This window comes from Reticulibacter mediterranei (genome assembly GCF_016587455.1).
The window spans coordinates 1202256-1221574 of the sequence record NZ_BNJK01000001.1 but is presented as its reverse complement, the minus strand read 5'-3'; the positions used below and the strand labels follow the sequence as shown (position 1 = coordinate 1221574).

General features: G+C 51.7%; 19 protein-coding genes. 9 read left to right on the top strand and 10 right to left on the bottom strand.

Translation table 11 applies throughout. From position 1 onward, the window contains the following. The first annotated feature begins 34 nt into the window (after positions 1 to 34). The 5 genes from K3T83_RS05425 (at position 35) to K3T83_RS05405 (ending at position 5654) form a co-directional block, all read left to right on the top strand. Positions 35 to 838, top strand: coding sequence for a DeoR/GlpR family DNA-binding transcription regulator (locus tag K3T83_RS05425; RefSeq protein WP_220201957.1), 804 nt, complete (start codon positions 35 to 37; stop codon positions 836 to 838). 269 nt (positions 839 to 1107) lie between these two features. Then, the gene (gene galE, locus K3T83_RS05420; RefSeq protein ID WP_220201956.1) at positions 1108 to 2103 is read left to right on the top strand and encodes a UDP-glucose 4-epimerase GalE; all 996 of its coding nucleotides are present in this window, start codon (positions 1108 to 1110) and stop codon (positions 2101 to 2103) included. Further along, positions 2100 to 3155, top strand: coding sequence for a galactose-1-phosphate uridylyltransferase (galT, locus tag K3T83_RS05415; protein WP_220201955.1), 1056 nt, complete (start codon positions 2100 to 2102; stop codon positions 3153 to 3155). Before galE ends, galT begins: the two co-directional genes overlap by 4 nt. Beyond that, complete coding sequence (locus tag K3T83_RS05410; protein ID WP_220201954.1) at positions 3152 to 4222, top strand: FIG domain-containing protein; 1071 nt, start codon at positions 3152 to 3154, stop codon at positions 4220 to 4222. The genes galT and K3T83_RS05410 overlap by 4 nt, the downstream gene beginning before the upstream one ends. Then, positions 4209 to 5654: a galactokinase gene (locus K3T83_RS05405; protein WP_220201953.1), complete on the top strand. Its 1446-nt coding sequence runs from the start codon at positions 4209 to 4211 to the stop codon at positions 5652 to 5654. Before K3T83_RS05410 ends, K3T83_RS05405 begins: the two co-directional genes overlap by 14 nt. Before the next feature lie 52 nt (positions 5655 to 5706). Here K3T83_RS05405 and K3T83_RS05400 read toward each other — a convergent pair whose 3' ends face one another. Both K3T83_RS05400 and K3T83_RS05395 read right to left on the bottom strand, forming a co-directional pair. After that, a complete protein-coding gene (locus K3T83_RS05400) occupies positions 5707 to 7185 on the bottom strand; it encodes a pyridoxal phosphate-dependent decarboxylase family protein (protein ID WP_220201952.1) in 1479 nt (492 codons plus the stop codon). 15 nt (positions 7186 to 7200) lie between these two features. Then, complete coding sequence (locus K3T83_RS05395; protein ID WP_220201951.1) at positions 7201 to 7815, bottom strand: helix-turn-helix domain-containing protein; 615 nt, start codon at positions 7813 to 7815, stop codon at positions 7201 to 7203. 131 nt (positions 7816 to 7946) lie between these two features. Here K3T83_RS05395 and K3T83_RS05390 point away from each other — a divergent pair, with 131 nt between their 5' ends. Then, positions 7947 to 8477, top strand: coding sequence for a GNAT family N-acetyltransferase (locus K3T83_RS05390; protein ID WP_220201950.1), 531 nt, complete (start codon positions 7947 to 7949; stop codon positions 8475 to 8477). A gap of 219 nt (positions 8478 to 8696) precedes the next feature. On the opposite strand, the gene K3T83_RS56150 is transcribed toward K3T83_RS05390, so the two are convergent. The 3 genes from K3T83_RS56150 to glnA all read right to left on the bottom strand — a co-directional run bounded on the left by K3T83_RS56150 (position 8697) and on the right by glnA (position 11885). Beyond that, on the bottom strand, positions 8697 to 8903 hold the full coding sequence (locus K3T83_RS56150) for a helix-turn-helix domain-containing protein (RefSeq protein WP_236064825.1): 207 nt from the start codon (positions 8901 to 8903) through the stop codon (positions 8697 to 8699). A gap of 229 nt (positions 8904 to 9132) precedes the next feature. Continuing rightward, positions 9133 to 10128, bottom strand: coding sequence for a GTP 3',8-cyclase MoaA (gene moaA, locus K3T83_RS05380; RefSeq protein WP_220201948.1), 996 nt, complete (start codon positions 10126 to 10128; stop codon positions 9133 to 9135). A gap of 323 nt (positions 10129 to 10451) precedes the next feature. Further along, positions 10452 to 11885, bottom strand: a complete 1434-nt coding sequence (glnA, locus tag K3T83_RS05375; RefSeq protein WP_220201947.1) for a type I glutamate--ammonia ligase — start codon at positions 11883 to 11885, stop codon at positions 10452 to 10454. 304 nt (positions 11886 to 12189) lie between these two features. On the opposite strand from glnA, the gene K3T83_RS05370 reads away from it, so the two are divergent. Together K3T83_RS05370 and dgoD are read left to right on the top strand one after the other, a co-directional pair. Continuing rightward, positions 12190 to 12801, top strand: a complete 612-nt coding sequence (locus tag K3T83_RS05370) for a hypothetical protein (protein ID WP_220201946.1) — start codon at positions 12190 to 12192, stop codon at positions 12799 to 12801. Between the two features lie 84 nt (positions 12802 to 12885). Beyond that, positions 12886 to 14037 (top strand): galactonate dehydratase, encoded by a 1152-nt coding sequence (dgoD, locus tag K3T83_RS05365; protein ID WP_220201945.1) that lies wholly within the window; start codon positions 12886 to 12888, stop codon positions 14035 to 14037. Here the strand turns inward: dgoD and K3T83_RS05360 are convergent. Next, positions 14020 to 14934, bottom strand: a complete 915-nt coding sequence (locus K3T83_RS05360; protein ID WP_220201944.1) for a helix-turn-helix domain-containing protein — start codon at positions 14932 to 14934, stop codon at positions 14020 to 14022. The genes dgoD and K3T83_RS05360 overlap by 18 nt on opposite strands. Before the next feature lie 113 nt (positions 14935 to 15047). Here K3T83_RS05360 and K3T83_RS05355 point away from each other — a divergent pair, with 113 nt between their 5' ends. After that, positions 15048 to 15860 carry a phytanoyl-CoA dioxygenase family protein gene (locus K3T83_RS05355; RefSeq protein WP_220201943.1) on the top strand — a complete coding sequence of 271 codons (813 nt, stop codon included), beginning with the start codon at positions 15048 to 15050 and terminating at the stop codon, positions 15858 to 15860. A gap of 73 nt (positions 15861 to 15933) precedes the next feature. Here the strand turns inward: K3T83_RS05355 and cofC are convergent, their stop codons facing one another. The 4 genes from cofC to cofE are packed head-to-tail and all read right to left on the bottom strand — an operon-like array spanning position 15934 to position 18958. Further along, positions 15934 to 16536 (bottom strand): 2-phospho-L-lactate guanylyltransferase, encoded by a 603-nt coding sequence (cofC, locus tag K3T83_RS05350; protein ID WP_220201942.1) that lies wholly within the window; start codon positions 16534 to 16536, stop codon positions 15934 to 15936. Between the two features lie 31 nt (positions 16537 to 16567). Further along, a complete protein-coding gene (gene cofD, locus K3T83_RS05345) occupies positions 16568 to 17500 on the bottom strand; it encodes a 2-phospho-L-lactate transferase (protein WP_220201941.1) in 933 nt (310 codons plus the stop codon). Between the two features lie 10 nt (positions 17501 to 17510). Next, positions 17511 to 18161, bottom strand: coding sequence for a nitroreductase family protein (locus K3T83_RS05340; RefSeq protein WP_236064824.1), 651 nt, complete (start codon positions 18159 to 18161; stop codon positions 17511 to 17513). Positions 18162 to 18190: 29 nt separating this feature from the next. Next, entirely contained in the window at positions 18191 to 18958 is a 768-nt protein-coding gene (gene cofE, locus K3T83_RS05335) for a coenzyme F420-0:L-glutamate ligase (protein ID WP_220201940.1), read from the bottom strand. Between the last annotated feature and the right edge of the window lie 361 nt (positions 18959 to 19319).

The following is a 19319-nucleotide window of genomic DNA, read 5'->3' as shown; positions in this document are numbered from 1 at the left end:
GACACCCACTACCTTATATATTGCGAGAGGGCGCATGACAAACGAAGTGAAGCGAGTTGATAGTGCAAAGCGAGCAGAGTTCATTTTGCAAGAACTTCTGCTGCATGGGCGTGTTGATGCTGAGCAACTGAGTCAACAACTCTACGTGAATGCTTCAACGATACGGCGCGACCTGGAACGACTGGAGCAACAAAACCTGTTACGTCGCGTGCATGGTGGAGCTGTGCCGGTGGATATGCTGGCATATAGCGCCTATGCGTATGGTCTGACGTTTCAAGAAAATATGAGCAAACAGATCGAAGAGAAAACCCAGATCTCGCTGGCGGCGCTGCGCTTCATTCATCCAGGCGATACCATTGCAATCTCACCAGGGACCACCACCACTCACCTTGCGCGTGCGATTCGTCATGCGCAAATCCAGCCCCTGACAGTTGTCACAAATGCCGTGAATATTGCAATGGAATTGACGGGTGTTCAGGGAATAACTCTCACCTTAACCGGTGGCTTGTTGCTGCCCGACTTTTTTGCGCTGGTTGGTCCTCTCGCGGAGCAGAGCCTCAATCAGATGTATGTGGCAAAGGCATTTATTGGCGTCACCGGGTTGAGTCCTGAATATGGGCTGACCGGGCCGAACCAACTTGAGGCATTGACTCACAAGCTCACTATGCAGCGTGCGCAACGCACTATCGCGCTGGTCGATCATACGAAACTGGGACGCGTGGCGCTCCATACCATTGCTCCTATCACCTCACTGCATACTCTCATCACGGACCATGAAGCTCCTCCCGCGATGCTTTCAGGGCTGAAAGAGCTTGGCATCGATGTGTGCCTCGCCTGATGCTTATTTGACTGCGTGCATTCTCCGTCAGTCTATGGAGATCATATCTGAAAACCCAGGGAAGCGCTTATACATTCACTGTTGTATCACACTTTCTACTCTTCTATCATTTTATACCTGTGTTAAACAGTGCATCTCTGCTTGTTTGCGTGTTCGTGCAAAATAAGTGCTCATATGGGCATTGACTTTGAATGATTCGCGCACTATACTTATAATAGGGAACCGAAAAGTGGGAAAGAAATATTGTATTGCAGAGAAGGATTGGCGCTATGAAAGTTCTTGTAACGGGAGGAGCCGGGTATATTGGCTCTCACATGATTCGTGAGCTAACAGGCCGGAACCATGAAGTCGCTGTATTGGATACGCTGGAACGCGGGAATCGGCAAGCTGTGAAGGGGGCAACCTTTTACACCGGAAGTATCACTGATGACGCTTTGTTGGATCGTCTGTTTGAGCAGGAGAAACCAGAAGCAGTCATTCACTTTGCGGCTTACAAAGCACCTGGAGAGTCGATGAGTGAGCCGACCAAGTACTTCCGTACAAATGTTGGTGGGACCGTCTCATTGCTTGATACGATGGCACGTCATAACGTGCGTCACATCGTTTTTTCCTCCAGTTGTTCTATCTTTGGCAATCCTCAACAGCTTCCGGTGACTGAAGATGCTCCGCGTTCGCCCGAGAGCGTGTATGGGGAAACGAAGCTGATAGGAGAGACGTTGCTGAAATGGTACGATAAGACGCTGGGGATCAAATACAGTGCTCTGCGTTATTTTAATGCATCGGGAGCCTCGTTAGATAATACCATTGGAGAAGATTGGACACGTACATATAACCTCATTCCAATTGTGATGAAAGCGGCTCTGGGCAAGGCTCCTTCGATCACCGTCTTTGGCACTGACTATGCAACACCTGATGGCACGGCAGTACGCGACTATATTCATGTGGTAGACCTGGCGGTGGCCCATATCAAGGCACTTGAGCAGATCATCAGTACCAACCAGAGCACCGCTTATAATCTGGGAACGGGCGTTGGTCATTCTGTCCAGGAGGTTATTACCGCAACGAAAGAGATCAGCGGTGTAGATTTTGCTGTTGAATATGGTCCACGTCGTCCGGGCGATCCGGCGGCTGTCTGGGCGGATTGCAGCAAGGCGGAACGTGAGCTTGGGTGGAAGGCACAATACTCATTGGATACCATTCTGCGTACTGCCTGGAAGTGGCATAGCACGCATCCAGACGGTTACAAGACAGAGGGGGAGGCATGAGTAACTCACAACAAGGAATCTGGGAAGAGCGATGGCACCCTTTACGCGAGGAATGGGTGATAGTTGCGGCCCACCGCCAGAATCGCCCCTGGATCGGAGCGACCGTCGAGTCAGCACCCGAGCCTGCTCCGCCCTATGTTGCGGATTGCTACCTGTGTCCGGGCAATCATCGTGTGAGCGGGGCAGTCAATCCGCTCTATGAGCAGACGTATGTATTCGATAACGATCATCCCAGCGTTGGTCAGGATGCGCCAGAGAATCTCAGCATCCCACCAGAGCCGTATCGTCTGCGTGAGGCGAAGGGCTACGCACGCGTCATCTGTTATAGCCCTTTCCATAATCTGACTCTTGCTGAGATGCCGACAGAGGCGATTACTGAGGTGGTACAGGTCTGGCAGCAGCAGACCTATGATCTTGGCAATAAGCCAGGGGTGAAACACGTTTTGTGTTTTGAGAACAAAGGCGATGTCGTGGGGGTCTCTAATCCGCATCCGCACGGCCAGATCTATGCAACAAACTTTGTCTTTAAACTGGTTGAGCAGCAACTTCAGGCGTCGCAGCGCTATCTGGCAAATACAGGAAATTTGCTTTTTGAGGATATTATTAAAGCCGAACAGCAAGATGGACGGCGTATTCTCTATGAAGACGAGTTTGCCATTGCTTTTGTGCCGTATTTTGCGCGCTACGCCTATGAAGTGTATGTGGCTCCCAAGAGACCAGTTGCGCACATTTTTGATCTGCGGGATGAGGAGGCGGCTGCTCTGGCACGTGCGCTGAAAAACGTGACTGTGCGCTTTGATAATCTGTGGCAGATGTCATTTCCTTATGTCATGCCGTTGTATCAAGCACCTACCGATGATGGCGATTATCGCTCTTTCCACTTCTTCATCTCTTTCTACCCACCGTTCCGGCGTCCCAACGTGCTCAAGTATCTGGCCGGTCCCGAAATAGGGGGCGGAAATTTTCTGAGTGATACTGCTCCAGAGGCCAAAGCTGCCGAATTGTTGGCGGTGCCAACGACGCACTATCGAGAATTGAGAGGAGAAAAATGATTTACCAGGCGCAAGAACTGCTGGGACAATTGCGAGCTATTCACGAGGCCATTCGTGCCAGGGTGGTGGCAAGCTGTGAACAGCAGGCTGTTGAGCAGTTGTCGGCTATCGTTGGCGTACAGGCTGGTGATACGATCTTCGCGCTTGATCGTGTCTCGGAAGAGGCGTTGATTGAACAGTTTGAGGTGCTGGGTCGCAGCAGGTCGTTCGTTTTAATCGCCGAGGGATTGGGTGAAGATGGTCAGGTCACATTCCCACGAGGGACCGATCCTGACAAAGCGGAGTTGCGCATCATTATCGATCCGATTGATGGGACCCGTGGGATCATGTATCAGAAACGCTCGGCCTGGATATTGACCGGCGTTGCGCCAAATCTGGGACCAGATACCAGACTCGATGCAATTGAGCTGGCGTTGCAGACGGAAATCCCGGTAGTGAAGCAGGACTTGTGTGATAGTTTCTGGGCTATTCGTGGTCAGGAAGTTGGTGGGGAGCGCGTGAACCGTCATACGGGCGAGCGCCAATCACTCAGTCCGCGCCCTTCGCATGCCAATACCATTGCATATGGCTATGGTGGCATCTCGCGCTTCTTCCCCGGAGGTCGAGCGATGCTGGCTGCTATTGACGATGAGGTGGTGGAGAAGATCCTGGGCAAGAATGAGCCGGGCAAGGCACGCGCTTTCGAGGATCAATATCTGGCAACCGGTGGACAACTCTATGAACTGCTCATGGGCCATGATCGTTGGATCGCCGATTTGCGGCCATTGATCGATAATCAATTGCGCTTACATGGGGAAGAACTCAGCCTGTGCTGTCACCCCTATGATCTGTGTACCGAGCTGATTGCTCGTGAAGCGGGAGTTATTGTAACGGACGAAGCTGGTAAACAGCTTTCGGCACCATTAGATGTCACGACCGGAATGACCTGGATAGGATATGCTAACCAGCAGATTCATGATCAGGTGGCACCAATATTGACGGCAATCATACAGGAGAAAGGTCTGATAGGGCGCCCGGAGCAACAGCAGGGCGTAGAAACAGGAAGAGAGCGCGATGTGGCGTTTTGATGATCCCTCATTGGAGGGACAACCAGATGCAAGGGATTTTCTGGCCGTACTCAACAGTCACGCTCAGTTTTTTGAGGGCGATGCTCCTCTCTGGCTTGCTCGCGCACCTGGCCGACTGGACTTGATGGGCGGCATTGCCGATTATTCTGGGGCGTTGGTGTTAGAGTTACCACTTGGCGTTGCCACCTGGGTAGCAGTGCAGCCGACGCAGGATGCTACTGTAATGCTGCTCAGTCCAGGTATTGATGCCGTGACAGGGGAGCCATTAGTCACAATCCCACTTGCCAGCTTACAGGCTGATAATCGACCGCTAGAATATGCCACTGCGCATGCGTTGCTCACTGCTGATCCCCGGCAGGCATGGGCCGCATATGTTGTGGGTGTTGTGGTCATGTTGCAGCAAGAGTATAATGTCCCTCTAGAGCGGGGACTACGCATCTTTGTCCATTCGGCTGTGCCAGCTGGAAAAGGGGTAAGCTCGTCGGCAGCTCTGGAAGTTGCTACGATGCAGGCGCTCTGTGGTTTGTATGCTTTGCGCCCGGAGGGACGGCAACTGGCGCTGTTGTGTCAGCGAACTGAGAATCTGATAGTTGGTGCTCCCTGTGGCGTGATGGACCAAATGACCTCGGCCTGCGGTGAGCAACAGAGCTTGCTGGCGCTGCTATGCCAACCTGCCGAATTGCAGGAGGCGGTTACTTTGCCAGATGAGGTCGAGGTGTGGGGCATTGATTCCGGTATTCGTCATGCCGTGAGTGGTGCGGATTATGGCTCGGTGCGCGTCGGTGCGTTTATGGGCTATCGCATTCTTGCGGAACTGGCCGGGCTTGATATGCAGCCCTTGCACGATCATAAAGTCAGCATTGTTGATCCTCTCTGGCATGGCTATCTGGCAAATATTGCGCCATCATTGTGGGAGACGGCTTATCGCGAACAGGTGCCGCTAACCATGAGTGGGGCTGCGTTTTTAGAGCGCTATACAGGCTCGACGGATACTGTGACGACGATTGATCCCGAACATATCTATGCGGTTCGTCAGCCCACAGCACACCCTATTTATGAGCATCATCGTGTACAACTATTTCGCGCCCTCTTGCAGCAACAACTTGTCAGTGAGGAGAGCCTTATCCTGCTGGGAGAATTGATGTATCAATCGCATGTCAGCTACAGCGCCTGTGGACTTGGCTCTACAGGGACCGATAGATTGGTGGAACTGGTTCGTCAGTCTGGCCCTGCTGCTGGTTTATATGGGGCTAAGATCACCGGTGGTGGCTGTGGTGGTACGGTGGCGGTGCTGGCCCGACGTGGCTCTCATGAGCAGATTAAAGCGATTGCAGCCAGCTATGAGCAAGAGACCGGGTTAGCGGCAGAGGTTCTGAGCGGTTCTTCGCCTGGTGCTGTGGCATGGGGATATCATCAACTTCTCGCCGAATAGTGAATAATTACGAGGAGCAACAACTGCTATTGCTCCTCATATTATTTGATTTTTATGCTTGTCTCGTTATTGTCTCACCTATACGCCGTATGATCTCGATGAGCGCGGCTATGTCTGCTTCAGTTGTCGCATCGTGCAGGATGCAGGCGCGCAACGCGAATTGATCGCGAAGTTCTGTACCGGTGAGAAACGCTTCTCCGCTTGCTTGAATTGCCGGGACGATGGCGCGATTGAGCTGTTCGATTGCTGGCTCATTGCCGTGCAGTTGGGACGGAACATAACGGAAACAAACAATCGAGAGGGAGACGGGAGCCACACGCTCAAAATCTGGTTCTGTATCGATAAGTGAGGCCAGATGTTGGGCAAGTGTGTTGTGGCGACTAATGCGTTGGGCGAGTCCCTGGCGTCCCATCGATTGCAGAACTATCCAGAGCTTGAGCGCCCGGAAGCCGCGTGTCTGTTGGAAGCCATACTCTGAGAACCAGGGCAGACCGGCAAAGCCTTTGCCTTCTTCCACCTGAAGATAGGCGGGAACCAGACTGAACGTTTCGCGCAATAATTGTTTGTTATAAACGAGAGCGCATCCGCACTCAACCGGAACAGAGAGCCATTTGTGTGGATCAATGGCCAGCGAATGGACACGTTTCAGACCCGCAAATAATGGCGCGGCAGCGGGATCAAGTTTGCCAACAGCTCCATAGGCACCATCAACATGCAGCCAGAGATCCTCTTCAGCGCAGATGTCCGCCAGAGTATTCAGAGGATCAATCGCACCCGTATTCACCGTACCAGCGCTGGCAACAATGCAGAAAGGGCGTCGTCCCGCCTCGCGATCAGCCCGAATAGCTTCTCGTAGTGCCTGGATATTGATCCGAAAATCGTTATCTGTTGGAACGATGTGTATGGCATCGCTGCCCAGCCCAAGCAGTTCCACAGTTTTATGGATGCAGCTGTGACCTTCCTGAGAGGTGTACAACATGAGTTGCGGATGTTGGGGATTTAAACCCTGTTTGCGAATATTCCAGCCCTCTTTTTTAGCAACCCAATAACGTGCAGCGGTCAGGCAGGTTAACGAGGCCATAGAGCCTCCGCTGACAAGTAGCCCGGTGCTGTGTTCGCTTGGAAAGTCGAGTAGCTCCATGAGCCAGCGGACAACGCAATGTTCAAGGTAGATCGCGGCATGATCGCCACCGGCGCAGCTTGGATTGAGCGTCGCTGCCAGCAAATCAGCCAGGATGCCGAGCGATGCGGGGGGAGAGTTTACCCAGCCAAAGAAGCGTGGGTGTCCGTTGCCCATCGGGTGCGTGAAAATGTGATCGCGGATGTCTGCCAGCAACTCTTCCGGGGCTATTCCTTCTTCGGTCAGTTTCTCCTCTAACAACTCCTGACGTTCGGGAGGCGTCATAGGATGAAATACTGGTTGCTTTCTGATGTGAGAGAGATAGTCGGTTGCCAGATCGACGGCGAGGTAGCCCAGGCGTCGAAATCTTTCCGGGTCATCCGAGAAGGTGAGATCAATCTGATGAGACATTGTGGTATACCTCGCTTAGAAATGATGGGGTTGCTGCTCATGTGCGGTCACGTCCATAACCAGGTAAAAAACGCAGGGAGTGTCTCCTGGATTGGTGAAAGCGTGATGACAGTCTCCGGCATAATAAATACTGTCGCCTGAATGGAGTAGATAGATCTCTCCATTCAGTGTGAGTTGCAGCGTTCCCTGCTCGATGGCAACATATTCACGTGAGCCACTAGCATGAGGGCTGAACGTCCCCGCATCCGCCCCTGATGAAATGGTGGTGCGCATAAATTCAAACTCAACTCCTGGCAAGACGGGCGAAAGGATGCGGCGCTCCCAGCCGGAGGCATCTTGAGCGATATCCTGTTCGGCACGGCGTAAGACGATAATATTTGCTGTTTGCTCTTTACCCAGGAGGCGAGCAATGCTTGTGCCTAACGCCGTTGCGATATGGTCGAGAACCAGGACGGAGGGAACTTTGTTGCCAAGTTCGATATCAGAGAGCATGCTGCGACTGACGCCAGATTGGGCCGAAAGCGTATCGAGAGAAAGATGGCGTTGGAGCCGCCGCATGCGAATTTGCTTTCCTAAGCCTGTCATATCGAGGCCATTGGAGAAGCGTGCGGATGTCGGTTGTTGTTCCATTGTTTTATCCTCTATAGAGGATTATATACGCTATAGAGGATAAAGGCAAGGGGCGTAGATCGAAAGTGGCGTGGAGAGACGATGGCAGGTATAATGAAAGCAACTTTTCCCGTGAAGGATGGCATCAGGGTATGCGGATAAGAAACTATCGACCAGAATATCTCCCATCTATCGTACAGATACAGCATGCAGCCGCGAGAGAGGATGGTACGGCGGCGAGAAGTGAAGTTGATATAGCAAACTGGCTCCAGGAGTCGGAGGCGGAAGTTAATGCATTTGTTGTGACCGACGACGATGATGAATTGAATCCCTGGGGGCAGGCAGGCACGCTGGATGGCCTGGAAGGGGAAGTGGCGGGCTATACCGTTGTGCAATTGCAGCGCGATCAGAGCGGCTATCATTTTTTGTGCCAGGGTGCCGTTCATCCCCAGCATCGGCGACAAAATGCAGGTCGTACGTTGCTGGTTGGCGCATTGAATCGAGCACGGCTGCTGGCGTCTGATTTTGAGTTTGAAGCCGAGCAGGAGGGGGTCGCTATCTACTTTGAGACTCTATTTCCCACATCTGATCCTGGTGCGGCTCGGCTGGCTACAAAGTATGAGATGCAGCCAACGGATGAGGTGGTAGGAGAGGGAACGCGGTTGTATCGACGAGAGCTATGATCGAGACGGGCAACTGCTCCTGGGGTCTGTAGATGAGACACCTCCCCAGGAGAAGTATGCAACCGGGAATGCATCATGGAAAAGAAGCCTGTTCATTTTCTTTCATACGACGAAAGAAGCGATAGGAATAGATGACGACGAATGAAGCACCCTGTTGGGATGGCAGATAGCAGTGTTGACACTACTATCAAACAGATTGTGAATCATCTGACAGTCAGCTTACGATCCAACAGGCTCTGGTGACTGAGCCAGTAGCGATTCGAGGGTTGAACGACGGATGCGATAAGCCTGTCGCGTACCGCGATGAGGTAACGTAATGGCTTCAAGTACTCCCAGCTTAATCCAGCGTCGAACCGTCGTATCGTCTACACGCAATCGTCTGGCTACTTCTCGCACTGTAAGTAGATCCGCATCTTCGTGTACCACAGAGTCCTCTTTCTGGTCTGCTGCTACAATAGACCATGTACATGTGTAGCCCTGGGATGATACTACATAGAGTATATCCCTGGCTGCTGATAAAATCTCTACATGATTAGAAGAACGGATATAACGCTTTATCAGTAACATTACTTCCATGCTTCGTTACTACACTGACAATGGAAGTTTCCGTTATTCCTCTGGCTAGCGCCAGTGCTGGCGGCGAGATAAGCTCTATCTAGCCTCCAATTCGGGACATACTACGATTGGCACGTTTGAAGCGCTTGTCTCCAATATAATGTTTCAATTCTTTGTGCCAGACGGCCTGACGAATGACCTGAGCGATCTCTTCGTCGGTTGCTTCTGAGCGGATAACTGAGCGGAGATCGGTTTCTTCCGTTGCGAAAAGACAGGTGCGCAATTGTCCATCTGCCGTGATGCGAATACGATCACATGTAGAACAAAATGGTTCGCTCACAGGATTGATAAAACCGACTTCACCAACACCATCACTAAATGTGTAACGACGGGCAGTTTCGGATGGATCGCCAGTTGTAATCTGTGTCAATGGGCCGTAGTGTGCCTCAATAATCGCTTTGATTTCGCCACCGGTGAGAATATCCTCTTTCCGCCAGATCTGGTCGGCATCAAGGGGCATAAATTCGATCCAACGCACGACATAGGCTTTGTTGCGGGCCAGACGAGCAAAGATCGGCACTTCATCTTCACTGAAGCCACGTATAGCAACGGCGTTGATTTTGATGGGATGGATGGAGGGATGCTTTTCCAGTTCGGCGAGGCCCGCAAGGACGCCATCAAGCTGGTCGCGGCGCGTCAACTGGCGAAATTTTTCGTGGTCAAGGGAATCCAGGCTGACGTTAATACGTGTCAGCCCTGCTTCGGCCAGCGCTTTTGCTTGCTGCTTTAACAGAATACCATTGGTAGTAAGACTCAAACTGCGCAAGCCTTCGATCTGGCGTAGTTGGCAGACAAGCTCAGGTACATCGCGTCGGACTAATGGCTCGCCCCCGGTAAGACGAATTTGCTCGATACCGATATTGACGGCGATGCGACTGATGCGCGTAATCTCCTCATACGTCAAAATTTCAGCCTTTTTGAGCCAGGGAAGTCCCTCCGCTGGCATACAGTACGTACAACGGAAGTTACATTTATCGGTGATAGAGATACGCAAGCTTTTGATGCGTCGCCCATAGCTATCTACAAGTGGTTCCATAGTTGCGCGCTCCGTCTGAATGAATGAGAAAAGACAATGATTGCCAATATGGTTAACTATAGCACATTTCTATAATGCTTGTCTTGTGTTTTGTATACGGATGTTAACACGACATGTTGTTGCAAGTAGCACAGGTTCTTTTCTCAATGGAGATGTATAACGAGATTCTTTTTGGACCAAAAGATTTATCGCTGTTCAACATTTTCATTTTTGCAGGCGACATAAGATAGACGAAGATCAAAAGGGGTGATAAAAAATCCGGCCTCTCTGTTAGAAAACAACGGAGAGGCCGGATTTTCCGTCTGAGCTGTTTGCTTTAGCGATTACGCATCATAGTAGAGGGAGAACTCGATGGGAACGGGGCGCAGGCGAACTACGTCTGACTGCTCACGTTTGAACTCGATGTATTTCTCCAACAGGTCGCTTGTGAAGACGCCACCTTCAAGCAGGAAGGCATGATCGTTCTCCAACGCTTTGAGCGACTCATCGAGGGAGCCAGGGACCGAGCTGATCTCGCTCAACTCTTCTGGGGTCATGCTGTACAGATCGCGGTCCACCGGGCCAAAGCCATAGTCGCCCGGATCGATCTCGCGGCGGATACCATCGAGGCCAGCCATCAAGAGGGCCGAGAAGAGCAGGTATGGGTTGGCGGTAGGATCGGGCGGGCGGAACTCGATACGTTTCGCTTTAGGATTGTCGCTAATCGGAATACGGACGGCGGCACTGCGGTTGCCCTGTGAGAAGACGAGGTTGACAGGAGCCTCGAAGCCAGGCACCAGGCGTTTGTAGCTATTGGTGCTAGGGGCTGCAATTGCCAGGAGAGCCGGGGCGTGGGTCAGAATACCACCAACGTAGTAGCGAGCGGTCTGTGACAGGCCTGCATATCCATCGGCGTCAAAGAAGAGTGGCTTCTCGTCTTTCCACAAGCTCTGGTGTGTGTGCATACCAGAACCGTTGTCGCCAAAGATTGGTTTTGGCATGAATGTGACCGACTTGCCATACTTGCGTGCTGTATTTTTCACGATATACTTGTAGAGCTGGATGGCATCGGCCGTCTTGAGCAAGGTGTTGAAACGGATGTCGATTTCGGCCTGACCGGGAGCACCGACCTCGTGGTGCTGGGTCTCAACCTGAATCCCCAACTCTTCCATCTTCAGAACCATTTCAGTGCGAAGATCCTGATAGGTATCGTTCGGGGCGACAGGGAAGTAGCCGCCTTTGACGTTCATGAGATGGCCGAGGCTGCGAGAACCGTTGTGGTAGGTCGCATTGCCACTATTCCAGTGAGCTTCCTCCGAATCAACTTCAGCATACTGTTTGTTGTCGGTGGAAGCGTAACGCACCTGATCGAAGATGTAGAACTCAGCTTCAGGACCAAAGAAAGCAGTGTCTGCAATGCCGCTGCTGCGCAAGTAGCTTTCAGCCTTCTGAGCGATGTAACGTGGATCGCGGCTATAAGGTTCTTTCGAGCGAGGATGGGCAATGCTACAAACCAGACTGAGGGTAGGAACAGCGGTGAATGGGTCTAGGATGGCTGTTGAAGCATCAGGGATCACCAGCATGTCGCTTTCGTTGATGGCCTGGAAGCCTCGGATGCTGGAACCATCGAATGGCAGACCTTCAACGAAGATATCCTCGCTCAATTCATGGGCAGGAATGCTGAAGTGCTGCCAGCTTCCGGGCAGATCGGTAAACTTCACGTCTACCATCTTGACGCCATTTTCTTTGGCAAACTTAATTACTTCCTCTGGGGTCATGTGCTGTAATTCTCCTCTTAACGTCTTCCTTGCGCCATTGCCGGAATAGTCGGCCTGCATTGCCCAAATCAGTGCAATTAGTGATTGTGCATAATATCTGTGTGTAACTCAGCCTATCGCTGAGTTATTAAATCTTAACTTATGATAAGACTGTCATTGTACAGATGCTACAGATACTTTGTCTGAAAACTCTCGGCTTAATTTTGTGCATATTGCACAAATTGTAATGTAGATACGCATGAATACTTGCGTTCATGTGATTGTGGGGTGTAATATGAAACGAAACTGAGCTAGAGGAGAAGGCATGGATTCACCCAATCAAACATTCCCCAGACAGTGGACACCATCCCCCTCACCCGCTCGATCAGTACGACGCCCCTGGGGTTATATCGGTGCTGCTCTGGTGCTGGGGATTATTGTGGGCGCTGTTCCTTTCCTATTGATTTTCCTGCTCGGCGGAGGAGACAGGCCAACCCTCTCGTCCTCGCCATCATCAGGCAAGGAGGCAGTGGTTGTACAATTGAGCAAAACATTTCTTACTCAGCTTATTCAGAAAAAAGCCGATTTTACTGGTGTCCCCGGTACTGTCAGCAACATTCAAATTACCAAAATGCAGCAGGACTCGATCACCGTGACCGCCGATGATCAGATGAGCGTGCTGGGTATCAGTACTACCAAGCAATTTACGCTGGTACTGCAACCAGTAGTGAGCAATTGTGCAATGCGTATGCATGTCTTACATGCTGATTTGCAGGGTGTTCCCGTCACAAATATTGCTGCTTCGTTCGAGAACCAGATCAATCAGCAATTATCGCAATCAAATAGTGCATTGCCTGCTGGTTTTACCTATTGTGCTATCCGGGTACGCACCGAGGCACAAGCTCTCATTGTTTCCTATTCAGCGACACCACAGTAGATTGCAGGAAGAAAGGGCTGCGCTGTATTTCTCGCGTCAAAGTGGTGGGTGACAGTAAATCTAGAAAGTTGATGAAGCGACCTGATGAAAATTGATCGTATGGAGCTATTTCAGGTGCCCCCCCGCTGGCTTTTTCTCAAGATAACGACCGATAGCGGCATTGTTGGTTGGGGCGAGCCAGTTGTTGAGGGACGCGCCGCGACGGTGCAGACTGCTGTTGAGGAGATGAGCGATTATCTGCTTGGCAAAGATCCTGCGCGCATTGAGGATATCTGGCAGGTTCTCTATCGTGGAGGATTCTATCGGGGTGGCCCTGTTCTTTCAAGCGCAATTTCAGGGATTGATCAGGCGCTTTGGGACATTAAAGGCAAGCATCTGGGAGTTCCTGTGCATGAGTTGTTGGGGGGAGCTGTTCGCGAGAAGGTACGTGTCTACTCCTGGATTGGTGGCGATAAGCCAGAGAATATTGCTGAAGCTGCGAAAGAGCGCGTTGCTGCTGGCTACACCGCTTTGAAAATGAATGCGACGGAAGAGATGGAGTGGATCGATTCGGCTGCGAAGGTGCAACGTGCTGCGGAGAGGCTGGCGGCGGCGCGTGAGGCGGTAGGCTACGATGTTGGCATCGGGATTGATTTTCATGGGCGTGTTCATCGTGCGATGGCAAAAGCACTGATGAAAGAGCTGGAGCCGTTGAAACCCTTATTTATTGAAGAGCCAGTGTTGCCTGAAAATAATGACGCTCTGGTGGAGCTTGCCCGCCATACCACTATCCCAATTGCGACCGGAGAGCGCATGTTCACCCGTTGGGCCTTCAAAGAGGTATTGAAGAATGGCGTTGTGGATATTGTTCAGCCCGACTTGAGCCATACCGGAGGGATCTGGGAGGCACGTAAGATTGCAGCAATGGCCGAAGCATTTGATGTCGCTGTTGCCCCTCACTGTCCGTTGGGTCCGATTACGCTGGCCTCATCCTTGCAGCTAGATTTTTGTACTCCAAACGCCTTTATTCAGGAGCAATCTCTAGAAATACACTATCATCAGGGATCAACTGCATTGCTCGATTATCTCGTTGATCCGGCGGTCTTTCGCTATCAGGATGGGTTTGTTGATCGATTGACCGGTCCAGGATTGGGTATTGAGATTGATGAGGCAAAAGTGCGAGCGGCAGCGCAGATCGGCCATCAGTGGCATAATCCTGTCTGGCGCAATGTTGATGGGTCAGTGGCCGAATGGTGATTCATCGGATAGTGTAGGTTGGTTGACGGTTCGTGTCGTCAATACGTCTCGATATGCGCGTGGACTCATGCCGAAGCGCTGATGAAATTGACGGCTGAAATAAAAAGCCGAGCTAAAACCGACCTGTTCTGCAATATGGTGGACGCTCTCCGTCGTGAATTCCAGCAGGCGGGCAGCGCGTGCCAGACGCATGCTGATCAGCACGTTATTGATGGAATCGCCCACTTCTTGTTTGAAGAGATGGCACAGACGTGAGGATGAAAGAGAGACTGTCTGTGCCAGCGTCTCCAGGCTGTGTTGTGTGGCAAAATCGTGTTGTATGATCTCCAGCACCAGTTGGATACGCTCGTCGATTGGACGGCGATATCCAGGGGCGTATTCGCGGGTGGTTAAGAGAAGAATTTCTTCCAGGCTGTTTAACGCTAGCTCTCTTTGGAGGATGCTGGCCGGTTCTTGTGCTGCTTCGTAGTGGCCGATGGGGGTTGCGCTGGCGTCTGTATGAAGCTGCAAAAAAGCTTTCTGGATACGTTCTTGTATTTGAGCAGTCTGAACGTGAATTTTGAACAACCCCTGTCCGACCGATGGCAATTGCCACCAGGAGAGCCACATTGGGCGAGGCTGAAAATGTGCCCAGAGAAACTCCCAGGTGGTATCAGGGGGAACAGAATAATCGTGCAATGCACCCGGTTGTAACAGCACGAGATCGCCGGGTTGTGCCACTATTTCTATCCCCGGTTGCCGATAGATCCCCTGCCCTGCTAATGTCCAGGTAATCAGCCAGTTGCCGGAGCCACGCACGCGATAGACTGCGTACCCGGGGTGTTCTTTGAAGTGTCCTGTAATGAGAATGTCAGGTGGTGGAATGGAAGTGTCTACCGTCATAGCAAGATTGTACAAATTTCCGACGCTCCTGTCCATTCTTTTTGGTCGAAATTCCATGTACCATGAGAACCAGCACAGAGATGTGTTCGGTGTTGAGCATATTAGAGAAGAAGGAAGGAAACTTGGCAATGACCACAACTGCGCGACACTTGACGAGCGAGCAATTGGCGACATTTCACGAACAGGGCTATCTGGTATTACCAAGTGTATTCGGTCAGGATGAGATACAACTGCTCATCGATACGTTCATGCAGATGCATGCTGGCGGTCCGATTCCTGGTTGCTTTCGTCCTGTATCGGCTGAAGAGGCCAATGGGGATATCTTGAAGCTCTATCCTCGGATGATGCATCCTCATCGCGTCAATGATGTTGCCTTGCGCTATCTGCTTGATCCTCGCCTGGCGGCAGTATTGGAGGATCTTTTTGCTGAAGAGCCATTAGCCGCTCAGAGTATGCTCTACTTTAAGCCTGCGGGAGCGCGCGGTCAGGCGTTGCATCAGGATAACTTCTATCTGCGCGTTGAGCCGGGAACCTGTATCGCGGCCTGGGTTGCCCTTGATCCCGCTGATCGAGAAAATGGTGGCCTGGAAGTTGTTCCCGGCACGCATGCAATGGACATTTTCTGCCCGGAAGAGTCGGACAGAAGCCTCTCTTTCACGCGCGACTATGTTCCCATTCCAGAAGGTTTGCATGCGGTGCCAGTCAATCTTGCTCCTGGCGATGTCCTCTTTTTCAATGGCAGCTTAGTGCATGGTTCGCAACCGAACGCATCAAAGGATCGTTTCCGCCGCTCGTTCATCTGTCATTATATTGGCCGTTCCTCTGAGCGTATGTCGTTGTGGTATCGACCAATCTTGACGATGCAGGGCGAGGTTGTGGAGATCGAGGAGAATGCTGGAGGAGGTCCGTGTGGGACAGAGGAGGCTGCTGGTCCGCATTAATCGCCTGTGAGCAAAAAGCCGAGAGGAGTTGCGCTGGTCCGTAGTATACGCGCAACTCCTTCTTGTGTTATCTCTATGCGGTGGCGATTTCGGAACGGCGAAAGATGTTGACATCTTCAATTGTATCGACATCGAAGCGCGTTCCGGGGCTGATATAGAGTGTACTGCTGAGGAAGCGCTGTTGGATCTCGGCTTGATAGCGTTGCAGACTGCCGGGGCCAAACACATAGGGAACGGCGAGCGGTGGACGCACGAGCAGCGCATTGGTGCCAGTTCCTTCATAGGACGGAGCCAGCACAACCTCGTAGTGCCGCGATTGTTCGATCATCTGCTGGATATCATATGTGCGCAGCAAAGGAAGATCAGCGGAGAGCGTCAAGAGGGCAGTGGCTCCGCTTGCCAGCTCTTGCTGCGCGGCAACTGTCAGTGCAGGATTATGTCCCTGAGCTTTCTCAAGCAGAGCATGAACACCCCATACCTGTACCTGCTGTAACACATTCGGGTCCGGGCTGACAACAGAGATCGTTTCCAGGCTTTTGCTGCCATGTAAAACGTCGATGACGTGTCGTAACATGTCCAGCACCAGCGTTGCCCGTTGGGTCTGGGTTAAGTAGGGCGCGAGACGACTTTTCGCCTCACTTAAAGTTTTTACTGGAATAAGCGCTCGATATGCCATGCTTTGTCCTGCTGAAGCAGTGTTTCTCTGCCTATATAGTTAATCCTGCTGCCTGTAAAGCTGTACGTGCCAGCGCTGCTTTTGTCTCGTCGTCGCGCATGATAGTATCGGTCACAACAACAGGAATGCCCAGATCTTCAATCTCACGAGTAAGGTGCGCGTCTTGCTCATCGATAATCATGACATCCAGAAAATCGCGGTAGCAGCGTGTAACACCAATCGCCGACACCTCAAGTCCTAAGCCTCTCATGATTTTATCGGCTGGTCCTTTGATGGGTGCGCCCCCAACTATTGGACTGATGGCAATAACCATGCCACTTGCTTCATGCAGGGCATCGTGGATGCCGGGGACGGCTAAAATAGTGCCAACGCTGACAATCGGATTGCTGGGAGCAATGAGGATAGCATCAGCCTGTTTGATAGCGTCCAGCACACCTGGAGCGGGTTTGGCTTTGCTGGCTCCCACAAAGACCACATCCTGCACGTCGTCGGCGCTCCGATGTTTGACGAGATATTCCTCGAAATGCAGCAACCCGGCTGGAGTTTGAATGTGGGTAGCAATGGGCTGATCGCTCATGGGCAAGACGCGCAGGTCCAGTCCCAGCTGTATACGTAGATTGTCTGTGACCTCGCTCAACGTTTTCCCTTGCCGCAGCAGATTGGTGCGATGAATATGTGTGGCAAGGTCGCGGTCGCCGAGCAAGAACCAATCTTCATTGCCATAGCGTGTCAATTGTTGCATGGTATTGTAGGTGTCGTCGCGGATGCCCCAGCCATTAGCGGCATCGACGATGCCTGCCAGCGAATAGAGGACAATATCGACATCGGGGGAAACATGCAAGCCATAGAACTCCCGGTCGTCTCCGGTATTGGAGATGACCGTGATTTGTTGTTGGGGAACGACCTGAACGACGCCCTGTAAGAAGCGCGCTCCTCCAACACCTCCAGAAAGAACAACTATCATATCTCTATCCTCAGTCAAAGCGAACAATGAGATCGCTTAATGGGAGGCGTGGACGCCTCTGTGGATCGGCCGCAGCGTATCCAACGGTAATCAATGCCTGGGGAGTGAGCCGTTTGTCCAGATCCAATGCTTCATTAGTAACATCTGGACAGAAGAGAGGCGCACACATCCAACCGGTATCCAGCTCCAACTCATAGGCCATGAGAAGCATATTCTGGACCGCTGCACCGAGGCTCTGAATTGCCATAATCGTTTCGTCGGCCTGGCGTTTCTCGTCTGGATATGTATCTAGATCCTCGACATACAAACAGGGAATGATGATGGCAGGCGCTTGCAGAATGCGCTGATACGATTTTTCCAGGCGCAGATTGACAATTTCTTCCGCCTGCCCATCCATTTGCAGATTGCGTCGCCATTCGTCGCCCATCGCATCGGCGAGCAACTGTTTTGGTTCTTGACGTGTCAGCACGACAAAACGCCAGGGCTGCCTGCCATGTGGGGAAGGTGCCCAGCGTGCCGCCTCCAACATCTGTTCAAGCAATTCACGCGCGACGGGACGATCCTGATATTTCCGCACGCTACGACGACTGCGCAGCAGCGTGGCGAGATCGCCCGCGCGTTGTGATTGCGTTTTCTGTCGAGTTTCGGACTGTGTCGTCACGATAGCTTTTTCCTTATTACATCCAATGGCTAACGGAACATATCGGTCGCACCATCGCGGATGAGGGCGCGTCCACTGCTCGATCCCGATATATACTTGTAGCCTCGAATCAGGGCGACCGGAACCTGATCTATTTTGCCCATGACTAACTCTGCCGCCGCCGCCAACTCGTCTGCTACGGCGATGATGCTGGCGTGTAGTTCGTAGCCATATGAGTCAATCTGGCCGCGATAGTCTGTCAGTGGCTCCAGGCCAGCAACGCCTATAGCCATATTCACCTGTCCGGTGCGCCAGGGACGGCCCCAGGTATCTGAAATAATAACAGCAATTTCAGCGGGAGGGTTTTCCCCAGCGAGTTTTTGTAGGTTGGCTTTCAATGCCAGAGCTGAGAGATCAGAATCGATTGGCAGGAGCGTAAGTAGTTGTGCTCCGTTGACGTTAGACTCGTCAACTCCGGCATTTGCACAGATGAAGCCGTGTTTCGTTTCGCTGATGATAACGCCGTGATCCATGCGCACGATACGTTTACTTTCCTGCAAAACGACTTCAACATGCCGGGCGTCCTTCTGATATTGCTCTGCTATCGCGCTGGCAAAAGCTGATGGCTGCACATCATTGAGGTCAATGGTGCGCCCCTCGGCTTTGGAAACAATTTTTTGTGTCACCACTATGATGTCGCCCTGTTCAATCTGCAAATCTTGTTTGCGCAAGGCTTCATAGATAGTAAGGCCCAGGTCGTCTCCTGGGTGGATATCTCCGATGCCTCGGATTGGTATAATGCGTAATTCGGTACTCATGTCCCTCCTCGTAGATGTCCTATTATATCCCTTGGCTGCCAATACTGTAAAGAATGAAGTATTGGACCTGAACACGACTTAGCGTACCACATCACATTCTCAGCCGTCCCTGGCGAGTTGTGTGATGGCCGCAACGATAGTAATACGAGTCTAAGGAGGAAGATATTTCAGTTGAGAAAGGAGATAGGCATCTGGCCTTTGTTTATGCTGCTGAGGTAGACAATAGGTGCAAAGTTTCCTACCAGGTTGAAGAAACAGAAAAAATATGCCATGTTTACTGGAAGCGGGGTTTTATTTGCGCTTGTTTAGGGAGAGAAACGCATAGCATGTAAATTTATAGAGGGCTGCGAATGGAAAGCAA

Coding starts and splice junctions, on each gene's coding strand:
- cofD (WP_220201941.1), bottom strand. CDS start 17,500: ATGATAGTTGTTCTTTCTGGAGGTGTTGGAGGAGCGCGCTTCTTACAG.
- K3T83_RS05410 (WP_220201954.1), top strand. CDS start 3,152: ATGATTTACCAGGCGCAAGAACTGCTGGGACAATTGCGAGCTATTCAC.
- glnA (WP_220201947.1), bottom strand. CDS start 11,885: ATGACCCCAGAGGAAGTAATTAAGTTTGCCAAAGAAAATGGCGTCAAG.
- galE (WP_220201956.1), top strand. CDS start 1,108: ATGAAAGTTCTTGTAACGGGAGGAGCCGGGTATATTGGCTCTCACATG.
- K3T83_RS05370 (WP_220201946.1), top strand. CDS start 12,190: ATGGATTCACCCAATCAAACATTCCCCAGACAGTGGACACCATCCCCC.
- K3T83_RS05395 (WP_220201951.1), bottom strand. CDS start 7,815: ATGGAACAACAACCGACATCCGCACGCTTCTCCAATGGCCTCGATATG.
- dgoD (WP_220201945.1), top strand. CDS start 12,886: ATGAAAATTGATCGTATGGAGCTATTTCAGGTGCCCCCCCGCTGGCTT.
- moaA (WP_220201948.1), bottom strand. CDS start 10,128: ATGGAACCACTTGTAGATAGCTATGGGCGACGCATCAAAAGCTTGCGT.
- K3T83_RS05355 (WP_220201943.1), top strand. CDS start 15,048: ATGACCACAACTGCGCGACACTTGACGAGCGAGCAATTGGCGACATTT.
- cofE (WP_220201940.1), bottom strand. CDS start 18,958: ATGAGTACCGAATTACGCATTATACCAATCCGAGGCATCGGAGATATC.
- K3T83_RS05390 (WP_220201950.1), top strand. CDS start 7,947: ATGCGGATAAGAAACTATCGACCAGAATATCTCCCATCTATCGTACAG.
- galT (WP_220201955.1), top strand. CDS start 2,100: ATGAGTAACTCACAACAAGGAATCTGGGAAGAGCGATGGCACCCTTTA.
- K3T83_RS05405 (WP_220201953.1), top strand. CDS start 4,209: ATGTGGCGTTTTGATGATCCCTCATTGGAGGGACAACCAGATGCAAGG.
- cofC (WP_220201942.1), bottom strand. CDS start 16,536: ATGGCATATCGAGCGCTTATTCCAGTAAAAACTTTAAGTGAGGCGAAA.
- K3T83_RS05400 (WP_220201952.1), bottom strand. CDS start 7,185: ATGTCTCATCAGATTGATCTCACCTTCTCGGATGACCCGGAAAGATTT.
- K3T83_RS05425 (WP_220201957.1), top strand. CDS start 35: ATGACAAACGAAGTGAAGCGAGTTGATAGTGCAAAGCGAGCAGAGTTC.